This is a genomic window from Polaromonas sp., assembly GCF_041689105.1.
Lineage (GTDB): Bacteria > Pseudomonadota > Gammaproteobacteria > Burkholderiales > Burkholderiaceae_C > Polaromonas.
The window spans coordinates 1-18,199 of record NZ_JBDNGU010000121.1; the positions used below are offsets into that span (position 1 = coordinate 1).

The 18,199-nt window shown below is 62.4% G+C and carries 22 protein-coding genes; 17 read left to right on the forward strand and 5 right to left on the reverse strand.

Going from position 1 to position 18,199, the window contains the following annotated elements:
• From ACESMT_RS13420 to ACESMT_RS13455, 8 genes are all read left to right on the forward strand, one after another.
• Positions 1–2,174: Tex family protein (locus ACESMT_RS13420; protein WP_372827099.1), on the forward strand; the 2,174-nt coding region annotated here is incomplete at its 5' end.
• Positions 2,175–2,292: 118 nt separating this feature from the next.
• Complete coding sequence (locus ACESMT_RS13425; protein WP_372827100.1) at positions 2,293–3,429, forward strand: phospholipase; 1,137 nt, start codon at positions 2,293–2,295, stop codon at positions 3,427–3,429.
• Positions 3,430–3,553: 124 nt separating this feature from the next.
• A complete protein-coding gene (locus tag ACESMT_RS13430) occupies positions 3,554–3,778 on the forward strand; it encodes an addiction module protein (protein ID WP_372827101.1) in 225 nt (74 codons plus the stop codon).
• Positions 3,778–4,137: a type II toxin-antitoxin system RelE/ParE family toxin gene (locus ACESMT_RS13435; protein WP_372827102.1), complete on the forward strand. Its 360-nt coding sequence runs from the start codon at positions 3,778–3,780 to the stop codon at positions 4,135–4,137. Before ACESMT_RS13430 ends, ACESMT_RS13435 begins: the two co-directional genes overlap by 1 nt.
• Positions 4,138–4,156: 19 nt before the next feature.
• Positions 4,157–4,387, forward strand: a complete 231-nt coding sequence (locus ACESMT_RS13440; RefSeq protein ID WP_372827103.1) for a hypothetical protein — start codon at positions 4,157–4,159, stop codon at positions 4,385–4,387.
• 19 nt (positions 4,388–4,406) lie between these two features.
• Positions 4,407–4,913 (forward strand): restriction endonuclease, encoded by a 507-nt coding sequence (locus ACESMT_RS13445; protein WP_372827104.1) that lies wholly within the window; start codon positions 4,407–4,409, stop codon positions 4,911–4,913.
• Positions 4,914–5,047: 134 nt separating this feature from the next.
• Complete coding sequence (locus tag ACESMT_RS13450; protein WP_372827105.1) at positions 5,048–5,272, forward strand: addiction module protein; 225 nt, start codon at positions 5,048–5,050, stop codon at positions 5,270–5,272.
• Entirely contained in the window at positions 5,269–5,562 is a 294-nt protein-coding gene (locus ACESMT_RS13455; protein WP_372827106.1) for a type II toxin-antitoxin system RelE/ParE family toxin, read from the forward strand. The genes ACESMT_RS13450 and ACESMT_RS13455 overlap by 4 nt, the downstream gene beginning before the upstream one ends.
• 15 nt (positions 5,563–5,577) lie before the next feature.
• Here ACESMT_RS13455 and ACESMT_RS13460 read toward each other — a convergent pair whose 3' ends face one another.
• The gene (locus tag ACESMT_RS13460; protein ID WP_372827108.1) at positions 5,578–6,714 is read right to left on the reverse strand and encodes an iron-containing alcohol dehydrogenase; all 1,137 of its coding nucleotides are present in this window, start codon (positions 6,712–6,714) and stop codon (positions 5,578–5,580) included.
• Positions 6,715–6,850: 136 nt separating this feature from the next.
• Here ACESMT_RS13460 and ACESMT_RS13465 point away from each other — a divergent pair, with 136 nt between their 5' ends.
• Positions 6,851–7,807: an alpha/beta hydrolase gene (locus ACESMT_RS13465; RefSeq protein WP_372827109.1), complete on the forward strand. Its 957-nt coding sequence runs from the start codon at positions 6,851–6,853 to the stop codon at positions 7,805–7,807.
• A gap of 9 nt (positions 7,808–7,816) precedes the next feature.
• Entirely contained in the window at positions 7,817–8,683 is an 867-nt protein-coding gene (locus ACESMT_RS13470) for a YbgC/FadM family acyl-CoA thioesterase (RefSeq protein ID WP_372827110.1), read from the forward strand.
• A gap of 122 nt (positions 8,684–8,805) precedes the next feature.
• Here ACESMT_RS13470 and ACESMT_RS13475 read toward each other — a convergent pair whose 3' ends face one another.
• Both ACESMT_RS13475 and ACESMT_RS13480 read right to left on the reverse strand, forming a co-directional pair.
• Positions 8,806–9,609: an NRDE family protein gene (locus ACESMT_RS13475; RefSeq protein ID WP_372827111.1), complete on the reverse strand. Its 804-nt coding sequence runs from the start codon at positions 9,607–9,609 to the stop codon at positions 8,806–8,808.
• 94 nt (positions 9,610–9,703) lie between these two features.
• Positions 9,704–10,657, reverse strand: coding sequence for a folate-binding protein YgfZ (locus ACESMT_RS13480; protein WP_372827112.1), 954 nt, complete (start codon positions 10,655–10,657; stop codon positions 9,704–9,706).
• A gap of 47 nt (positions 10,658–10,704) precedes the next feature.
• On the opposite strand from ACESMT_RS13480, the gene mltG reads away from it, so the two are divergent.
• From mltG to ACESMT_RS13510, 6 genes are all read left to right on the forward strand, one after another.
• Entirely contained in the window at positions 10,705–11,712 is a 1,008-nt protein-coding gene (mltG, locus tag ACESMT_RS13485; RefSeq protein WP_372827113.1) for an endolytic transglycosylase MltG, read from the forward strand.
• A 167-nt stretch (positions 11,713–11,879) separates the two neighbouring features.
• The gene (gene tmk, locus ACESMT_RS13490) at positions 11,880–12,677 is read left to right on the forward strand and encodes a dTMP kinase (RefSeq protein WP_372827114.1); all 798 of its coding nucleotides are present in this window, start codon (positions 11,880–11,882) and stop codon (positions 12,675–12,677) included.
• Positions 12,674–13,747: a DNA polymerase III subunit delta' gene (locus ACESMT_RS13495; protein ID WP_372827115.1), complete on the forward strand. Its 1,074-nt coding sequence runs from the start codon at positions 12,674–12,676 to the stop codon at positions 13,745–13,747. Before tmk ends, ACESMT_RS13495 begins: the two co-directional genes overlap by 4 nt.
• Before the next feature lie 48 nt (positions 13,748–13,795).
• Entirely contained in the window at positions 13,796–14,176 is a 381-nt protein-coding gene (locus ACESMT_RS13500; RefSeq protein WP_372827116.1) for a PilZ domain-containing protein, read from the forward strand.
• A 106-nt stretch (positions 14,177–14,282) separates the two neighbouring features.
• Complete coding sequence (locus ACESMT_RS13505) at positions 14,283–15,080, forward strand: TatD family hydrolase (protein WP_372827117.1); 798 nt, start codon at positions 14,283–14,285, stop codon at positions 15,078–15,080.
• Positions 15,077–15,748, forward strand: a complete 672-nt coding sequence (locus ACESMT_RS13510) for an ankyrin repeat domain-containing protein (RefSeq protein WP_372827118.1) — start codon at positions 15,077–15,079, stop codon at positions 15,746–15,748. Before ACESMT_RS13505 ends, ACESMT_RS13510 begins: the two co-directional genes overlap by 4 nt.
• Positions 15,749–15,912: 164 nt before the next feature.
• On the opposite strand, the gene ACESMT_RS13515 is transcribed toward ACESMT_RS13510, so the two are convergent.
• Together ACESMT_RS13515 and ACESMT_RS13520 are read right to left on the reverse strand one after the other, a co-directional pair.
• Positions 15,913–16,398, reverse strand: coding sequence for an RES family NAD+ phosphorylase (locus ACESMT_RS13515; RefSeq protein ID WP_372827119.1), 486 nt, complete (start codon positions 16,396–16,398; stop codon positions 15,913–15,915).
• Positions 16,395–16,934, reverse strand: a complete 540-nt coding sequence (locus ACESMT_RS13520; RefSeq protein WP_372827120.1) for an antitoxin Xre-like helix-turn-helix domain-containing protein — start codon at positions 16,932–16,934, stop codon at positions 16,395–16,397. Before ACESMT_RS13520 ends, ACESMT_RS13515 begins: the two co-directional genes overlap by 4 nt.
• Positions 16,935–17,290: 356 nt before the next feature.
• Between ACESMT_RS13520 and ACESMT_RS13525 the strand changes: the two genes are divergently transcribed.
• Complete coding sequence (locus tag ACESMT_RS13525; protein WP_372827121.1) at positions 17,291–18,199, forward strand: hypothetical protein; 909 nt, start codon at positions 17,291–17,293, stop codon at positions 18,197–18,199.

The window sequence follows — 18,199 nt, forward strand, 5'->3', positions numbered from 1 at the left end:
AGCTTCAGGAGCGGCGCGAGTCGGTGCTCAAAAGCATTGAGGAGCAGGGCAAGCTGACGCCCGGGTTGCGCGCCGCGATTGAAGCTGCGCCGACCAAGCAGGAGCTGGAGGACCTGTATCTCCCCTTCAAGCAGAAACGCCGCACCAAAGGCCAGATGGCGCGCGAGGCGGGTATTGAACCGCTGGCCGACAAACTGTTTGCCAACCCCTCGCTGGTGCCGGCTGATGAGGCGCTGCTCTTTGTCAAAGCCGAAAAAATGGAAAGCGGCGATGACTTCACGACGGTGCAGGCCGTGCTTGACGGCGTGCGCGATATTTTGAGCGAGCGCTGGGCCGAGGACGCCGCGCTGCTGCAGTTGTTGCGCCAGTGGCTGTGGAACGAAGGGTTGCTGTCTTCCAAACTGGTCACCGGCAAGGACGAAAACAACGCCGACAACAGCAAATTCCGCGATTACTTCGACTACGACGAGCCGATAGGCCGTGTGCCTTCGCACCGCGCGCTGGCGGTGTTTCGCGGCCGCGGGCTCGAAATCCTGGACGCCAAGCTGCTGCTGCCAGTGCCGCCCGAAACCGGCCAACCCAGCATCGCGGAAGGGAAAATCGCGCTGCACCTGGGCTGGAGCCACAAGGGTCGGGCGGCAGATGACCTGCTGCGCAAATGTGTGGGCTGGACCTGGAAGGTCAAACTGAGCCTGTCGATCGAGCGCGACCTGTTCAGCCGCCTGCGTGAAGATGCCGAGAAGGTCGCCATCAAGGTCTTCGCCGACAACCTGCGCGACCTGCTGCTGGCGGCGCCGGCTGGGCCGCGTGTGGTGATGGGCCTGGATCCGGGCATTCGCACCGGCGTCAAGGTCGCGGTGGTGGACGCCACCGGCAAGCTGGTCGAAACATCAACGGTCTACCCGCACGAGCCGCGCAAGGACTGGGACGGCTCGCTGCACACCCTGGCCAAACTGTGTGAGAAACACGGCGTCAACCTGATCGCCATCGGCAACGGCACGGCCAGCCGCGAGACCGACAAGCTGGCGGCCGACCTGATCAAGGACATGGCCAAGGTGGAGCAGGTGATCGAAAAAGTCGTGGTCAGCGAAGCTGGCGCCTCGGTGTATTCCGCCAGCGAATTTGCCAGCCAGGAAATGCCCGACGTGGACGTGAGCCTGCGCGGCGCTGCGAGTATTGCGCGCCGCCTGCAGGACCCGCTGGCCGAACTCGTCAAGATTGACCCCAAGTCCATCGGTGTCGGCCAGTACCAGCACGACGTCAATCAGAGCGACCTGATGCGCAGCCTGGACACCGTGGTCGAAGACTGCGTCAACCGCGTCGGTGTGGACCTCAATACCGCCAGTGTGCCGCTGCTGGCCCGCGTTTCGGGCTTGAGCAACACGGTGGCCAAGGCCGTGGTGCGCTGGCGCGATGCGAACGGCGCTTTTGCATCCCGGTCTGACCTGCTGAAAGTCACCGGCCTGGGAGCCAGGACCTTCGAGCAAAGCGCCGGCTTTTTGCGCCTGCATGCCAGCAGCAACCCGCTGGACATGACCGGTGTACACCCCGAAACCTACCCGGTCGTCGAAAAAATCATGGCGTACACCGGCAAGCCGGTGGCCGAACTCATGGGTCGCGCCGAGATGCTCAAAACCCTCAAGCCCGAGCTGTTTGCCAACGAACAGTTCGGCGTGATCACGGTGAAAGACATCATCGCCGAGCTGGAGAAACCCGGGCGCGATCCGCGGCCCGACTTCAAGGTGGCGCGTTTTAACGACGGTGTCGAAGACATCAAGGACCTTCAGCCCGGCATGACGCTCGAAGGCACGGTCAGCAACGTGGCGGCATTCGGCGCCTTCATCGACATTGGTGTGCACCAGGACGGCCTGGTGCATGTGAGCCAGTTGTCCAACAAGTTCGTGACCGACGCGCGCGAGGTGGTGAAAACCGGCGACATCGTGAAAGTGCGCGTGACCGAGGTGGACGTGGCGCGCAAACGCATCGCCCTGACCATGAAGCTGGATGCTGCCCCGGCACGCCGCGACGGCCCGCGTGACAACCGCTTTGAGGGTGCGCGACCGGGGCAAAACGCGAACCGCGGCAACTACGGCGGGCAAAAGCAGGCACCACAAGCCAACGCTTCAACCGCCATGGAGTCGGCATTCAGCAAGCTGGCCGGCCTCAAGAAATAGCAGCGAGCAGTCGCCCCAAAGACACCCTTGCCCAAGCTTTTATAGTCAAATCGTGCTCAAGCCCACATCCAACGGGCGCAAGCAGCTACCAAAACCATAGCATCCATACGCCCTGTCCATGCACGCCCTCCGCATTTACGCCGGCCCCAAGGCGCGCCAGCACATCCAGGACCACGGCTTGCAGCCGCAGGATGTGCGGGTGGTGCCCGGCGCGGCGGGTGGGCCCAAGGGCCTGGTGCTGGGCCCGCTGGACCGATTCATTTTTGGCGATTGGTTGGCCGCCACATCGCAGCCGGTACATCTGGTCGGTGCCTCGATAGGCGCCTGGCGCATGGCGACCGCCTGCCTGAGCGATCCGGTCAGCGCTTTTCAGCGCCTTGAAGACGACTACATTCGCCAGCAGTTTGAAGTCTTGCCGGGTCAGAAGCGGCCCAGCGCCGCGCGCGTGAGCGAGCAGTTTGGCCAAAGCCTGAAAGACTTTTACGGCGGCCGGGTGCAAGAGGTGCTGCAGCACCCGCGCTACCGCCTGCACATCGTGACCTCGCGTGGGCGCCACCTGCTGGGGCGTGAGCATGGCTTGCGCACACCGCTGGGTTACCTCGGCGCTTTTTTGACCAACACCGTGCACCGCAAAGCCATGGGCGCCTGGCTGGAGCGGGTGGTGTTTTCCAGCCACGGCGCAGCCTTGCCATTTGACACAGCCGATTACCGCACCCGCCAGGTGGCATTGGACGAAGCCAACTTCAACCCGTCGCTGCAAGCCAGCTGCTCCATTCCCTTCATGCTCAAGGCCGTGCACGACATTCCCGGCGCACCCCCCGGCGCCTACTGGGATGGCGGCATCACCGACTACCATTTGCACCTCAATTATGCTTCTGAATTGATAGCTGGTAGCGCAGGCGGGAAAAGGGCCAACTGCACATTTGACTCACAAGAACCAGCCAAACCAGGCCTGGTGCTTTATCCGCACTTCCAGAAAGCCGTGGTGCCCGGCTGGCTGGACAAGAGCCTCAAATGGCGCCACGGCGCCACCCACTTTCTGGACAACATGGTGCTGCTGGCGCCCGATCCGGTCTGGATCAAAAAATTGCCCAACGGCAAGCTGCCGGACCGCAACGACTTCGTGCGCTACGGCACCGACGTGCCGGGCCGTATCCAGGCCTGGGGCACAGCGGCGGCGGCGAGCCGGCAATTGGCTGACGAGTTGCAGGCATGGCTGGTGAAGCCGGACATGGGGCGGGTTGAAGCGCTTTGACGAGATGACGAGAGCCTGGAAACACGAAATACAAATTTGAAGATACGGCGCCAGTGACGTGGCCACCGTGGAGCCCGCCATGAGGGGTATTGGCTGGAGAGGCAATAGCTTGTATGCTTACTCCATGAACACATCAACGCTGAATTTCAAAGCGCTTCCCGTGTCAGAGCGTATCCAGCTGGTTGAGGATATCTGGGACAGTATTGCCGAGGAGACTTCAGGCTCGCTGGAGCTTTCGGTTGAAGAGCGTGCCGAGCTTCAGCGCCGATACGCAGCGCACCAGGCTGACCCTTCCAGCAGTATTTCCTGGGATCAGGTGCGTGTTGCCCTGTTCAAGAACCGTACTTGATGCAGCTGGTTTTCAGGCCAGAGGCTTATCGTGAGCTGCTGGAGGCGCAAAGCTGGTACGAAGAGCGTTCTCCCGGCCTTGGTTTCGAGTTTGCCCGTGCTGTTGATGCTGCTGTAGCACGCGCGCTGCGCATGCCATCGGCCTTCGCGTACATCGACGGCGATTTTCGCCACGTCATGACCCGCAAGTTTCCCTATTCGATCATTTATCGGCTATCGGACTCCGAGCTGGTGGTGGTTTCCTGCTTTCACCATAGGCGCACAGGCCGGGCTCCTGGTCCGGCAATGTCAGCAGCTGACCGAGTGGATGTTCACGGCGGGCTGGCGACGCCGGACATGGGGCGAGTTGAAGCGCTTTGACTACGGTGGAGAACCAGCCATGAAAAACAACGCTTATCCGATGAAGCCGATTCGCACCGAAGCCGACTACCAGGCCGCGTTGCAACTGGTCGCCCCGTATTTCGAGAACGAACCCGAGCTTGACAGTGACGCCGGTGCGCACTTTGAGGCCATGCTCACGCTGATCGAAGCTTATGAGGCCAAGCACTGTCCGGTAGACCCCACCAATCAGGCTTCACCGACTACGGAAAGCCGTAGGTCAAACCAGTAGCTTTGCTACCAAAGCGTTGGTGCAGTTATCCTCTGGGCATGGCTATTCCAGACTATCAAACCTGCAGGAACTGCTTGCGGTAATTCTGAGTTGCTCTCCTGTATTTTTTGAACAGCTTGTTGTTGATGTGCTCGTGAAGATGGGTTACGGCGGTTCTAGGCGCGATGCGGGTGAACGAATAGGGCAGACCGGCGATGGCGGTATCGACGGAATCATCAAGGAGGATCGTCTTGGCTTGGACACTATCTTCATTCAGGCAAAGCGTTGGCAAGGATCGGTCGGACGCCCTGAAATCCAGAAGTTTGTCGGTGCACTTCAAGGCCAGCGCGCAAGGAAAGGCGTATTCATCACTACATCCACTTTTACAGCCGACGCGATTGACTACGCATCACGAATCGACACAAAGGTGGTGCTGATTGACGGCAGGGCGTTGTCTGCGTTAATGATCGATTTTGATTTGGGTGTTTCGGCGTCAGCCTCTTACGTGGTCAAGCGTGTTGACTCTGATTACTTCGAGGAAGGTTGATTTCCTTTCTTTGTGCCCCTGCGCCGTCGCAATCCGCAGATTTTGCTTGAGGCAATGGCCGGCCAGTGGGCGTTCGGCGCCGTTGCCGGTGCAAACGGCCTACCGTTGACCGCGCAAGTGCTACCATTCAAAGCATGAACACCACGTCCCTCGAACAGGCTGTGCTTCACCTGCCCAAGCAGGACCGGGCACATTTGGTGCATCTGCTGCTTGACAGTCTGGACGAGCCATCAGAGGTTCAGGTCCAGAGCCTGTGGCTGCAGGAATCTCAGCGACGCGCCACCGAGATTGATCAGGGCAAGGTGCAGTTGGTGACGGCTGAAGAGCTTGAGAAGCAGGTCCAAACGCTCTTCAAATGACCTATCGCCTGCATCCAGAGGCGGCTGCGGAACACAAAAATCAGGTCGCCTACTACGAGGATGTTCAAGGCGGGCTGGGGCGGCGGTATCACGCTGAGTTTCAGGCGGTCTTATTGCTGATGAACGCAGCCCCTCAGCGCTATCGGATCGTGCATCCGCCTGACATTCGCAGCTCAAGTTTTGAAGTGTTTCGCTTCAGTGTCATCTACCGCGAGCTCAGAGGCGATGTACAGGTATTGGCCATTGCGCACCACCGCCGTCACCCTGGTTATTGGTTGGACAGGCAATAGGTCGGGTGCCACGGATCAGAGCGACGCCTCCAGCATCTCCTCGTATTCTCCGGCGCTCGCAATCCGCGGATTCGTCTTGTGGCAATGGTCGGCCATCGCGCCCTTGATGATGTCGGGAAACTGCTCGCGCGTCACGCCCATGGCCGCCAGGCCGGTGGGCAGACCGAGGCGGGTATTCATGTCGCGCACCGCCTCGGCGACATTGCTGCCGACGGCCAGGCCCATGGCGTAGGCCATGCGCTCCAGGCGGTTTTCTTTCTGAATCGACTCAGCGCCAGCGTTGAAACGGATCACCGCCGGCAAAAACATCGCGTTGAGCGAGCCGTGGTGCAGGCGCGGATCGACACCGCCCAGGCTGTGGCTCAGCGAATGCACGCAGCCCAGGCCTTTCTGGAAAGCCATCGCGCCCTGCATGGACGCGCTCATCATGTTGAGCCGGGCTTCGCGGTCGCTGCCGTCATTGGTGGCGCGTTCGATGTTGGCCCAGCCGCGCTGCAGGCCGTCGAGGGCGATGCCATCAGCCGGCGGGTTGAAGGCGGGCGCCATGAAGGTTTCCATGCAGTGCGCAATGGCGTCCATGCCGGTGGCAGCCGTCAGTTTGGCCGGCAGGCCCAGCGTCAATTCGGGGTCGCAGATCGCGGTTTTGGGGACGATGTGCCAGGAGTGGAAGCCCAGTTTGCGGTGGTCGTCCACGATGATGATGGCGCCGCGCGCCACCTCGCTGCCGGTGCCGCTGGTGGTGGGCACGGCGATCAGCGGCGCGACACGGTCGGTGATCTTGAGCGAGTCGCCCTCGATGGTGGCATAGGTCGTCAGCGGGCCTTCGTGGGTGGCGGCAATCGCCACGCCCTTGGCGCAATCGATGGCCGAGCCGCCGCCGACGGCAATCAGGCCGTCGCAGCCACTGGCCTTGTACATTGCTGTCGCAGCGCGCACTGCGGCTTCGGTGGGGTTGGACGGGGTCTGGTCGAACACGGTGACAGGCATACCGGGCAGGGCGTCGAGTGCTTTTTGCAGCACACCGGCGGCCTTGACACCCGCATCGGTGACGATCAGCGGCCGGCTGATGCCGACGCGCTCGCATTCCTGCTTGAGCAGCTTGACTGCGCCGTAGTCGAATTGGATCTGGGTCACGTAATAAATGAAAGCCATGGGTGGTGTCTCTTTGTAGCTAGCGTTGTACGATCAAAGACCCTACTTTAATGGCTGGAGGCGCCTTGAGAACGAAACAGACCCTGAACGCCGTCACCTTAGTGATAACGCCCCCTGTGCAGGACATCTTCGCCCCATGACACGGCCCGCCCAAGCGCAGGACCTGCTGACCCCGGCCATGCGCGACGTGCTGGTGCGCATGGCGCGCGCAGCGCGGCCGCCCATGCACACCCTGAGCCCGCAACAGGCGCGTGCAGCCTATGCGGCGGGCACCGGTATTCTGGAAATCCCGTCGCCGCCGCTGGCCCGGGTGGAAGACTTCAACATTGCGGCGCGCGACGGCTATGCGCTGCCTCTGCGCCTGTACGCGCCGTCGCACAAAGCGCTGCCGGTACTGCTGTACTTTCACGGCGGCGGCTTCACGATTGGCAGCATCGCGACGCACGATATTTTGTGTCGGCAGCTCAGCCATCTGGCGGACTGTGCGGTGATCTCGGTGGACTACCGGCTGGCGCCGGAATACAAATTCCCGACGGCCGCCAACGACGCCTGGGACGCGCTGGCCTGGCTGTCCTTTCATGCCGAGGACCGGGGCCTGGACGGAACCCGGCTGGCTGTTGGCGGCGACAGCGCAGGCGGCACGCTGGCAGCGGCCTGCGCCATTCAGGCCAGGGACATGGCCTTGTCGCTGGAGCTTCAGCTGCTGTTTTACCCCGGCTGTGCATCGCACCAGGACACGGCTTCGCACCGGCGTTTTGCCGAGGGCTTTGTGCTGGAGGCCGCGCACATTGATTTCTTTTTCAGCCAGTATCTGCGCAGCCCGGCTGACCGCGAGGACTGGCGTTTTGCGCCGCTCAACGCGCCCGATGTCGATGGCGTAGCCCCCGCCTGGGTGGGGCTGGCCGAGTGCGACCCACTGACCGACGAGGGCGTGGCTTATGCCGATAAACTGCGAACGGCTGGGGTCACGGTGGACCTGGAGATTTACCGGGGCGTGACGCATGAGTTCATCAAGATGGGCCGCATCATTGTGGAAGCCCGGCAAGCCCATGCGCATGCGGCGCATGCCCTGCGCCATGCATTTTCAAAATAAGTGAGCGACATGAAACGACAGGACTTCCGATTCTTTCACCGGCTGCGCGTGCGCTGGGCAGAGGTGGACATGCAGAAAATCGTCTTCAACGCGCACTACCTGATGTACTTCGACACAGCGGTGGCGGACTACTGGCGCGCGTTGGCCATGCCTTACGAGGAAGCGATGCATGAGCTGGGCGGCGACCTTTACGTGAAGAAGGCGTCCGTCGAATACCACGGCTCGGCGCGTTACGACGACCAGCTCGACATTGGCCTGAAGTGTTCACGCATCGGCAACTCGTCCATGGTGTTCACCGGCGCCATCTTTCGTGGCGACGCATTGCTGATCACCAGCGAGTTGATCTACGTTTTTGCCGACCCGGCGACACAGACCTCGCGCCCGGTGCCGGCCCCCCTGCGCAAGATACTGACCGGGTATGAAGCCGGCGAGGCCATGGTGACCATCAAGACCGGCGGCTGGGATGCGCTAGGCACCCATGCCGGCGCCATCCGTACCGCTGTGTTTGTACAGGAGCAGGGGGTTCCCATGGAGATGGAGTGGGACGAGGCCGACAAGACCGCCATCCACGCGGTGGCCTACAACGGCCTGGGCCAAGCGATTGGCACCGGCCGGCTGCTGCAACATGCGCCCGGCAGCGCAAAAATCGGCCGCATGGCGGTGAGCCGGGTGTTGCGCGGTTCCAGCCTGGGGCGCGAACTGCTCAATGCCCTGGTCGCCCAGGCCGAACAGCGCGGTGACACCGAGGTGCTGCTGCACGCACAGCGCAGCGCTGAAGGGTTTTACACAAGGCTGGGTTTTGCGCCACGCGGCGAGCCGTTTGACGAGGTTGAGATTCCGCACATTGAAATGGCGCGGTCTCTCGGCCCGCGCTAAAGGCTCTTGGGTCATTGCGGGCTTGACCCGCAATCCATGTGGCACGGCCTCGCCAACCATTTGCATGCCACCACCATGGGTTCCGGATCACGTCCGGAATGACAAAACAAAGGCAGGGCTGATCAGGACCGCCAGCGCAACTGGACGTTTTGCGTGCCTGCCGTATCGTCGGCGCGATGCGCATGGGTGACTTCCCGCACATCAAGGTCCCAGCCCTCGGAGGCAGCACAAGCCACCAGCACCGTGCTGCAGCGCGTGCCATAACCGTGCTCGGGAAAGTCCACAAACGCGCTCGACAGCGCTTCCTCCAGCGCCAGCGGCACACCGGTGCTGGGCAGATCCTCGCGGCCAGCGCGCCGCTTGTCCCTGAGCGCAGTCATCAGCGCCTGTTCAAGCGCCTTCTCATCGGAGGCCGCCAGCGCTGAATGCAGGGTTTTTTTCAGGCCCAGTGTTTTGGGCCAGGGTGTGTCGAGCGCGCCATTCGACAGGCCGTAAACGCCGGGCGCCAATGCGCGGGATTCCAGAGCCGGTCCCGGCTTGTTGCTGAGCCAGTGCCAGACGCCGCTGTTGAAGTCCCCAAGCACCAGGTTGAAGCCGCCGTAGGCCGGGCCGTCGATCTGCGCCATGAAGGTCGCAGCATCCTCGCTGCTTTCCAGCCAGCGTGTGACCAGCTCACCGCGCGATTTTTCACCGGTCAGCGAGGCCGGGCCGCGCACATTGGTCAGCATCGCCAGTCGACCGGCGGCGGTCAGGCCCAGCCAGGTGCCACCGGCGCGGATGTCCCGGCCCGAGATGATGTCGGTACCGGCATCACTGCGCCAGGGCGCGAGGGGCAGGGTGGGGCGGTCCAGGAACTCATCGCGGTTCGCGGCAATGACCAGCGGCCAGCGCGCCGAGGCGCCGATGGCAAAAGCGATCAGGCACATTTATTCAAGCCCCCACGCTACCCGCTTGCGCGTGGTTCGCTGCCCCCCGAGGGGGCTGTGCTTGCTTGGGGCGGCCCGGCGCGCCGCACATCGCCTAAATATCTTCCAGCAAGGGGTAGGGCAAAGGCAGCAAGGCCAGTGCCGGGCCGGTGGCGCTCCCCAGTGTCAGCCGCCCGCCTTCGGCATCAGCGGCCGCCGAGGTCTGCATGGACACGATGGCATCAAAGCCGCCGCTGGGCCGCGGGGCACAGGCCGCCACCAGGCCGCAAGGCTGCTCGGCGTCGGAGACATGGAACACCTCCTGCCCGACCACGGGCTCGCCGTCGGTGTGCGCCAGGTACGCCCGGCGTTTGAGCGTGCCGCGAAACTGGCTGCGCGCCACGATTTCCTGGCCGGGGTAACAGCCTTTCTTGAAGTTCACGCCGCCGACGGATTCGTAATTGAGCATCTGCGGCACAAAGGCCTCATAGATCGGCTGGGTGATCATGGCGATACCCGACTGCACGTCGAGCCAGTGCCATTGCGCCAGCGGCAACGCGTCGCCGGCGGGTACAGGCGTTCCGGCCGGCGCGCACCAAAGGGCGCGCGGCTGGCCGTTGCCGGGATAAAGAAACACCAGATTTGCAGCATCAAAATCGACCTTGTCCCATATCGGACGGTCGCCACCAGCTATGGATTCGATAGCGTTTCCGGCCAGGCCAAACAGCGCGTAGTCGGCGGTGGCATCACTGAGCTTGGCCTTGGCGCGCAGCACAAACATCGAGAGGCGCTTGAGCGTGACCGCCAGGATGTCCTGGCTGCAGAGCATCAGAATTTCATCAGGGCTGCGCTTGAAGACGATGAAGCTGGCCTGCATGCGGCCCTTGGCGTTGCAAAACGCTGCCAGCCGCGCTTCGGCCAAGCCGAGCAGCGCCACGTCCTGGGTCAGCTGACCCTGCAGAAATTTGGCGGCTTCCTCGCCGGCCACGCGAATCACGCCAAGATGGCTCAGCCCGGCAACGCCGGACAAGGTGGAAACAACCGGCAAATCTGTGGGTAGGGTCAACATAAGCTGAATTATCATGGACCCATCGTTTTCAGGAAGGCAACAGGGTTGTGCGGCGTTTCTTTATAAGTCTGCTGGTGCTGATGTTTCTCGCCGGCCTGTTGGTATTTGGCGCGGCGGGCTGGTGGCTGCACGAGCCCCTGAAACTTCAGCCACAAGCCGGCAGCACCGCGGTGGATCTCGAAATTGAGCCCGGCACTCCGGCCCAGCGCGTAGCCGATACCGTGGCCGCCAGCGGTGTCTCGGTGGAGCCGACGCTGCTTTACGCGTGGTTCCGCGTTTCCGGCCAGGCCCGCCAGATCAAGGCCGGCAGTTATGAAGTCACCCCCGGCACGACGCCCCGCTCGCTGCTGAGCATGCTGGTGCGCGGCGAGGAAAGCCTCAAAAGCGTGGTCATCGTCGAGGGCTGGAATTTCCGCCAGGTGCGCGCTGCCCTGCAAAAGGCCGACGCCCTCAAGCCCGACAGCCAGGACCTGAGCCCGGAAGTCATCATGGCGCAACTGGGCAAACCGGGCCTGCATCCCGAGGGACGTTTTTTCCCAGACACCTACACCTACGCCAAGGGCTCCAGCGACCTGGCCGTGCTCAAGCGAGCCGCGCGTGCGATGGACCGGCGGCTCGAAGCGGCCTGGGCCTTGCGCGCGGCGGACACCCCGCTGAAAACGCCCGATGAAGCTCTGGTGCTGGCCAGCATCGTTGAAAAGGAAACCGGCAAACCCGCTGACCGGCCCGAAGTAGGTGGCGTATTCAGCAACCGCCTGCGCATCGGCATGCGGCTACAGACCGACCCGACCGTGATTTACGGACTGGGCGAACAGTTCGACGGCAACCTCCGTCGGCGCGACCTGCTGGCCGACACACCCTACAACACCTATACCCGCTCCGGCCTGCCACCCACGCCGATTGCCATGCCCGGCAAGGCGTCACTGCTGGCTGCGGTCAAGCCGGCGCCGACCAAGTCCCTGTATTTCGTGGCGCGCGGCGATGGCAGCAGCCATTTCAGCGGCAGCCTGGACGAGCACAACCGGGCGGTCAATAAATACCAACGCGGACAATAATGGCCCCCACGCTCCGCACTCACGTGTCGTCGCTGCCCCCCGAGGGGGCTAATTTTCCTGGGGGCGGCCCGTCGGAAAATTCCATGCCCCCCACGCTCCGCACTCACGTGTCGTCGCTGCCCCCCGAGGGGGCTAATTTTCCTGGGGGCGGCCCGTCGGAAAATTCCATGCCCCCCACGCTCCGCACTCACGTGTCGTCGCTGCCCCCCGAGGGGGCGCTGCGCCTGCGGCCCGGCAAAGCCGGTTCTGCGGCCCCGGCTGAACGGGAGGGTCGCCGCGCAGGTGTTGGTCCGGGCTTGTTTATCAGTTTTGAAGGCATAGACGGGGCGGGCAAGTCCACCCACATCGCTGCACTGGCGGACGCCTTCAAGGCGCAGGGCAGGGCGGTGACCCTGAGCCGCGAGCCGGGCGGTACGCCGCTGGCTGAAAAGCTGCGGGCGCTCATCCTGAATGATGTGATGGACCCGCTGACCGAAGCGCTGCTGATTTTTGCGGCCCGGCGCGACCACCTGACAACAGTTATCGCCCCGGCGCTGGCGCGCGGCGACGTGGTGCTGTGCGACCGGTTCACCGACGCCACCTTTGCCTACCAAGGCGGCGGGCGCGGTTTCGACCTTGAAGTGCTATCAAAACTGGAGCTCTGGGCGCAGGCTGCACAAGCGCTGGGTTCTGATTTTGTTCATGAACTGGGCAGAAAGGGCGCACCTGCGGCCATTGTCCAGCCCGACCTGACGGTGTGGTTCGATCTGGCGCCCGAAGAGGCCGCCCAGCGCCTGGTCGGCGCCCGCGTGCCAGACAAGTTTGAGGCCCAGCCGGTGGAGTTTTTCCGTCGCGTGGCCCAGGGCTACGCCGACCGCATGGCGCAGGACCCTGCCCGTTTCGCCCGCATTGACGCCGCGCATGCGCGTGAAACGGTCTGGCATGCGGTCTACCAGGTCTTTGCCGACAAAGGCTGGTTGCCATGAGCGATATCAACAACGAGACCTTGAGCCCGAACCCGCTGCTGGCGCCCTGGCTGCAAACCCAGTTGCGCGCCTTGCTGGCCCAGCGCGGCCACGCCTGGCTGCTCAGCGGCCCGTCGGGCCTTGGCCAGTTCGACCTGTCGCTGGCGCTGGCGCGGGCCTGGCTGTGCGAACAGCCAACACCCGATGGCGCTTGCGGCCATTGCGGAAGCTGCCACGCGGTCGCAGTCCACACCCATGCCGACCTGTGCATGTTGATGCCCGAAACGCTCTCGCTGGCCCTGGGCTGGCCGCTGGACGAAAAAACCCAGGACGACCTGGACAGCAAAAAACGCAAACCCAGCAAGGAAATCAAGGTCGATGCGGCGCGCGAGGCGGTCAGCTTCACCCAGTTCACGCGCTCGCGGGGCACGACCAAGGTGGTGCTGGTCTACCCGGCCGAGCGCATGAATGCCATCACCGCCAACACGCTGCTCAAGACGCTGGAAGAGCCGCCCGGCGCCGTCAAGTTCATCCTGGCCACTGGGGCCGCGCACCAGTTGCTACCCACCATCCGCAGCCGCTGCCAGGGCCACACCATGCACTGGCCGGCTTTTGACGAAGCCCTGGCCTGGTTGACCAGCCAGGCTGCGCCCGAAGGCAAGGCTGGTACCCGGCCTTCCACCCCTGATTTGCAAACCTTGCTGGCCGCAGCTGGCGGCCGCCCGGCCGATGCGCTGGACCGGTTGCAAGCCGGGCCGAGCAGCGCCAGCGCCCAGAACTGGCAGGCCTTGCCCAAAGCGCTGGCGCGCGGCGACGGTAGCGCGTTGGCCGACATGGCTCCCGCCCAAGCCGTCGATGCGCTGCAAAAGCTCTGTCACGACGTGATGGCGGTCAAGGCCGGTGCGCAGCCGCGTTTTTTCAACGCTGCCGACTTGCCGTCCAGTAAGGCCGGCGGGCCGGGTTTCATGGCGCTGGGCGCCTGGTCCAAAGAGTTGGCCGCCACCGCGCGCACCGTCGAACACCCCTACAACCCCGGCCTGATGCTGGAAACGCTGGCCAGCCGCGCGCGTCAGGCGCTGACCGCCAAATAAGCGCGTTTCTGCTGACAGCAGGTCGCTTGAGCCTATAAACTAGCCTTTATGAGCACATTGCCACCCGCAAGCACCACCGGGACCAGCACCGCCCGGCCCAGCGTCATCCAGTTGGCCATCCGGGAAAAAGCAGCGCTGTACGCGGCCTACATTCCACTGTTCACCGAAGGCGGGGTTTTCATTCCCTCCGCTCGGGACTACAAGCTCGGCGACGATATTTATGTGTTGCTGACCCTGCCGGAAGACACCCAACGCTACCCGGTGGCTGGCAAGGTTGCCTGGGTCACACCAGCCCGCGCTTCGGGCAACCGCACCCAGGGCGTGGGCGTGCGTTTTCCGAACGACGAAAAATCCCGCCTGCTGAAAATCAAGATCGAGGAAATCCTCGGCGCCCACCTGGCTTCTGATCGTCCGACCCAGACCATCTAGTACCCCGGCGCCGCGCGTTGTCGGCAACGCTACGTTTTTAATAGCTGGTGGCGCCCGCTTCATAAGAGCTAGAGCCCTATTTCATGCATAAAGATTTTTTGCCCTGATGTTTACCGACTCCCATTGCCATCTGAGCTTTCCAGAACTGCAAGCGCAGCTGCCCCGCATCCGCCAGGCCATGCAGGATGCACAGGTGGACCGCGCCCTTTGCATTTGCACCACGCTCGAAGAGTTCGAAACCGTCCACGCGCTGGCCACCACCTATGACAATTTCTGGTGCAGCGTGGGCGTGCACCCGGACAACGAAGGCGTGACAGAACCTGGCCTGGACGACCTGCTGCGCCGCGCTGCCTTGCCCAAAGTGGTCGCTATTGGCGAAACTGGCCTGGACTATTACCGCCTGGGCGAGCGCAGCGTGGCCGACATGGAATGGCAGCGCGAGCGTTTCAGGACCCATATCCGCGCGGCCCGCCAGACCGGCAAGCCGCTTGTGATTCATACCCGCAGCGCGTCGGCCGACACCTTGGCCATCCTCAAGGAAGAGGGTGAAACCGCCGACGGAGCAGGGCGGGCCGGCGGGGTGTTCCACTGCTTCACCGAAACTGCCGAAGTGGCACGGGCAGCGCTGGATCTCGGGTTTTACATTTCTTTTTCCGGCATCCTGACCTTCAAGAACGCCGCCGACTTGCGTGAGGTTGCCCGCTTCGTTCCGCTGGACCGGACCCTGATCGAGACAGACAGCCCCTACCTGGCGCCCATGCCGTACCGCGGAAAAACCAACAATCCGTCCTACGTTCCTTATGTGGCCAAACAGGTGGCCGAGCTCAAGCAAGTGCCTGTCGAGACCATTGCCGAAGCCACCAGCCGTAATTTTGAGCGCCTGTTTACCGGAGTCACAGCATGAAAATAGACTTCATAAATTACATTAATAAATCCATTTATCTGTTTGTTTTTACAGGGTTTATATATGCATTTGCTGGCTCTTACGAAGATTTCTTCGCGGCCATCAAACGTGACGACGCCAACGCCGTTCAGCAGTTGCTCGCGCGGGGTTTTGACCCCAACACCATCGACCCGCTGGGTCAAACAGGGCTGTACGTTGCCCTGAGCGAGCCGTCGCTCAAGACCGCCCAGGTGCTGCTCGCAGCGCCCAAAACCAATGTCAACGCGCTGAATGCCAAGGACGAAAGCGCGCTGATGATCGCGGCACTGAAAGGCCACCTTGACGTGGCCGCCAGCCTGATCAAGCGGGATGCCGACGTCAACAAGACCGGCTGGGCACCGTTGCATTACGCCGCCACCGGCGGGCACCTGCCGATATTGAGCCTGCTGCTGGAGAACCACGCCTACATTGACGCCGAGTCGCCCAACGGCAGCACGCCGCTGATGATGGCCGCGATGTACGGCACGCCGCAGGCTGTCAAGTTGTTGATTCAGGCTGGCGCAGACCTCTTGATGAAAAACCAGCAAGGCCTGACCGCCATCGACTTTGCCCGCCGGGCCAGCCGCACGGAAGCTGTCGATTTACTTGTCGCGGCCATTCGCAGCAAGCAGGCCACCGGCAAATGGTAGAAGATGTTCGGGGGAACACCAGCCCGCGTGGGGCGCTGCCAGGCTTGGGCGCTGGAAATGGACACTCATCGATGTTCCACGATGTATATTATGTTAACTAATAGATAAGCATGGAAGATCAAGCAGTCAACCCGTCCCAGCCTGCAAACCGCCGGCCCCTCTTTTTAGCGGCCCAACGCCCTCGGGTCATATGTCCACTTGCGTACCTTGGTGGCCTTGAGTCGGGCTGCATCGGCATGGCGCGGGTTGACCAGCACGTTGAACTCTTCAGGAACCACCACGGATGGCACCCGCGCCAGTGCTGATTCACCGCCGGCACACCAGACCGTGCCCCAATCCATGCTGACTTTGCCAGCCGGTAAGGCGTCCCAGCCCACATGCGCATCGGCTTCCATGGTCACAGCCTGGCCCCATACATCCACCGGAACCTCAATGCGCACCAGGTAACGGTTCAAGGGCAAGGACTTGCTGCCGTCCAGATGGACAATCGTTTCCAGGCAAGCCATGGCAATGCTGGTGGCGGCATAAACCATGGGCGAGCCGTGCAAATTCCAGCGCCCGCCAGTAATTTCAGCGCCCTTCCCGTCCAGATCTTCGGCCACGTAAGCCGGTGCATCGGTGGCGATGCGCCACAAAACTGCGCTGCTCAAGCGTAGGCGCCCGACTGCATTTGCGCCAGAAGCCGGGCCACAGCTTCGCGACCATCAGCGGTGTCCAGCAATTCTTCGGGTTTGCGGCCACCCAGCGCGGCCGCAGGCTGCACAATCCACTCGCCAAACCACTTGGCCGGTTTGAACCCGGCTGATTCCCCGGACTGTTTGACAATCGTTTCCACCTGCCCGATCAGCTTGGCCAGGCCGACCAGACGCTCGCTCTCGTCGGCCGACAAGTCGGTTTTGTTAGCCATCTTGCGAGTCACGGTCGCTCGGGAAAGGCCCACGATCCTGACAAAACGATCCTTCGTCATGTCCATTTCTTTGGAGATCACACCCACCATGTGAGAAGGAGCGCCCTTCTTGACCAGCAATGCCCGGTCCATCGGCGGCATGACGTACAAATCGGCGTAGCCCGTATGGCTGCTTTTTTCCAGCCGCTCCCAGGCGAAAACGCCCTTCTTTAGCCGCCCAGCGAGCGCCGTCCGGGACGGCAGCGAGGGAGTTTTTGCAGTCGATGTGACGATGGCCATGGTCAGAACTCCTCAAATGAGTTTTTATTTTAGCTCATATGAGCCTGAGTCACACCGCGCTACATTGGTTTCCAGTCCAGGAAAAGCAGTATTCCCTGCAAAAACCTTGTTTATCTTCACCGCTTTCCGGGCAAGGGCCCCTACCCCTACCCTCCGCCGGACCGGCCTTTCTGCCTATTTAATGGTCAGTTTCACGGCTTCTCCGGATCAAGGTCGAAGCACCCAGTTACAAAAAAACGGGCCAAAATCGCTTCAGCTTTCAACACACCACGCCTTCCTTCTCTCGTCGACCCAAGCCCTGTAGGACGACGGAGCCTTCTGCACAAAACGCGGTTCGTGGCATGCAAACTGTCGCGATGACTCACAGAAAACACACCCCACATCGCGCTGCAGCCACGTTGCTGGCAGCAAGCGCCTGGTTGGCCAGCTCGGCGCTGGCTCAGTCGCCCGGCCCTGAAGCGGGTGCCTCTGGCATGCAGGCCAAGTATGTAGCCCTGAGCGCGCAGCTCGCGCGCAATCAGTTCCAGCGTCCGCTGGTGATCGACTCCACAGAGTCGTCCAATGCCGTCAGCGGCAGCGCTTACGCGGTCATCAGCTACCCGTTCAGCGCGGTGATGGCGGCGCTCAAGGACCCTGACAACTGGTGCGAGGTGCTGATCCTTCATCTCAACACCAAACATTGCAACGCGGAAAAAGGCAGCAGCCCCGCCGTTCTGGCGGTCAGCGTCGGCAAAAAGACGCCGCAGGCGCTCACCGACGCGCATGCCCTGGCATTCAACTTCACACCGGCTACGGCCAAGCCAGATTACATGGCGGTTCGGCTCAATGCAGAAAAAGGGCCACTCGGCACGCACAACTACCGGATCGAGCTGGAGGCGGCGCCTGTCGAGGGCAACAAAACCTTTATGCACCTGCGTTATTCCTACGGCTACGGCATGACGGGCCGGCTTGCCATGCAGGCCTACATGGCGACAGTGGGCAGCAGCAAGATCGGCTTCTCCGAGGTGACCAGTGATGTGGGGGGGGGCAAAACCCCGGTAGGCGGGATGCGCGGTGCGATCGAACGCAACACCATGCGGTACTACCTGGCGATTGACACCTATCTTGCGTCGCTTGCAGTGCCCGCCTCGCAGCAGTTTGAAAAACGCCTGCAGCTCTGGTTTGACGCCACCGAGCGTTACCCACGCCAACTGCACGAGATCGAGCGCACGGCCTACGTCACCATGAAGCGCAGCGAATATCAGCGGCAACAAGCCACGCCCTGA

What these genes read in the sequence shown, in the direction of transcription:
- ACESMT_RS13455 (WP_372827106.1), top strand. Translation starts at nt 5,269, where the DNA reads ATGACCTATCGCCTGCATCCAGAGGCGGCTGCGGAACACAAAAATCAG.
- ACESMT_RS13440 (WP_372827103.1), top strand. Translation starts at nt 4,157, where the DNA reads ATGAAAAACAACGCTTATCCGATGAAGCCGATTCGCACCGAAGCCGAC.
- ACESMT_RS13470 (WP_372827110.1), top strand. Translation starts at nt 7,817, where the DNA reads ATGAAACGACAGGACTTCCGATTCTTTCACCGGCTGCGCGTGCGCTGG.
- ACESMT_RS13480 (WP_372827112.1), bottom strand. Translation starts at nt 10,657, where the DNA reads ATGTTGACCCTACCCACAGATTTGCCGGTTGTTTCCACCTTGTCCGGC.
- ACESMT_RS13520 (WP_372827120.1), bottom strand. Translation starts at nt 16,934, where the DNA reads ATGGCCATCGTCACATCGACTGCAAAAACTCCCTCGCTGCCGTCCCGG.
- ACESMT_RS13430 (WP_372827101.1), top strand. Translation starts at nt 3,554, where the DNA reads ATGAACACATCAACGCTGAATTTCAAAGCGCTTCCCGTGTCAGAGCGT.
- ACESMT_RS13465 (WP_372827109.1), top strand. Translation starts at nt 6,851, where the DNA reads ATGACACGGCCCGCCCAAGCGCAGGACCTGCTGACCCCGGCCATGCGC.
- ACESMT_RS13525 (WP_372827121.1), top strand. Translation starts at nt 17,291, where the DNA reads ATGACTCACAGAAAACACACCCCACATCGCGCTGCAGCCACGTTGCTG.
- ACESMT_RS13505 (WP_372827117.1), top strand. Translation starts at nt 14,283, where the DNA reads ATGTTTACCGACTCCCATTGCCATCTGAGCTTTCCAGAACTGCAAGCG.
- ACESMT_RS13475 (WP_372827111.1), bottom strand. Translation starts at nt 9,609, where the DNA reads ATGTGCCTGATCGCTTTTGCCATCGGCGCCTCGGCGCGCTGGCCGCTG.
- ACESMT_RS13435 (WP_372827102.1), top strand. Translation starts at nt 3,778, where the DNA reads ATGCAGCTGGTTTTCAGGCCAGAGGCTTATCGTGAGCTGCTGGAGGCG.
- tmk (WP_372827114.1), top strand. Translation starts at nt 11,880, where the DNA reads ATGCCCCCCACGCTCCGCACTCACGTGTCGTCGCTGCCCCCCGAGGGG.
- ACESMT_RS13425 (WP_372827100.1), top strand. Translation starts at nt 2,293, where the DNA reads ATGCACGCCCTCCGCATTTACGCCGGCCCCAAGGCGCGCCAGCACATC.
- ACESMT_RS13460 (WP_372827108.1), bottom strand. Translation starts at nt 6,714, where the DNA reads ATGGCTTTCATTTATTACGTGACCCAGATCCAATTCGACTACGGCGCA.
- ACESMT_RS13450 (WP_372827105.1), top strand. Translation starts at nt 5,048, where the DNA reads ATGAACACCACGTCCCTCGAACAGGCTGTGCTTCACCTGCCCAAGCAG.
- ACESMT_RS13500 (WP_372827116.1), top strand. Translation starts at nt 13,796, where the DNA reads ATGAGCACATTGCCACCCGCAAGCACCACCGGGACCAGCACCGCCCGG.
- ACESMT_RS13495 (WP_372827115.1), top strand. Translation starts at nt 12,674, where the DNA reads ATGAGCGATATCAACAACGAGACCTTGAGCCCGAACCCGCTGCTGGCG.
- ACESMT_RS13510 (WP_372827118.1), top strand. Translation starts at nt 15,077, where the DNA reads ATGAAAATAGACTTCATAAATTACATTAATAAATCCATTTATCTGTTT.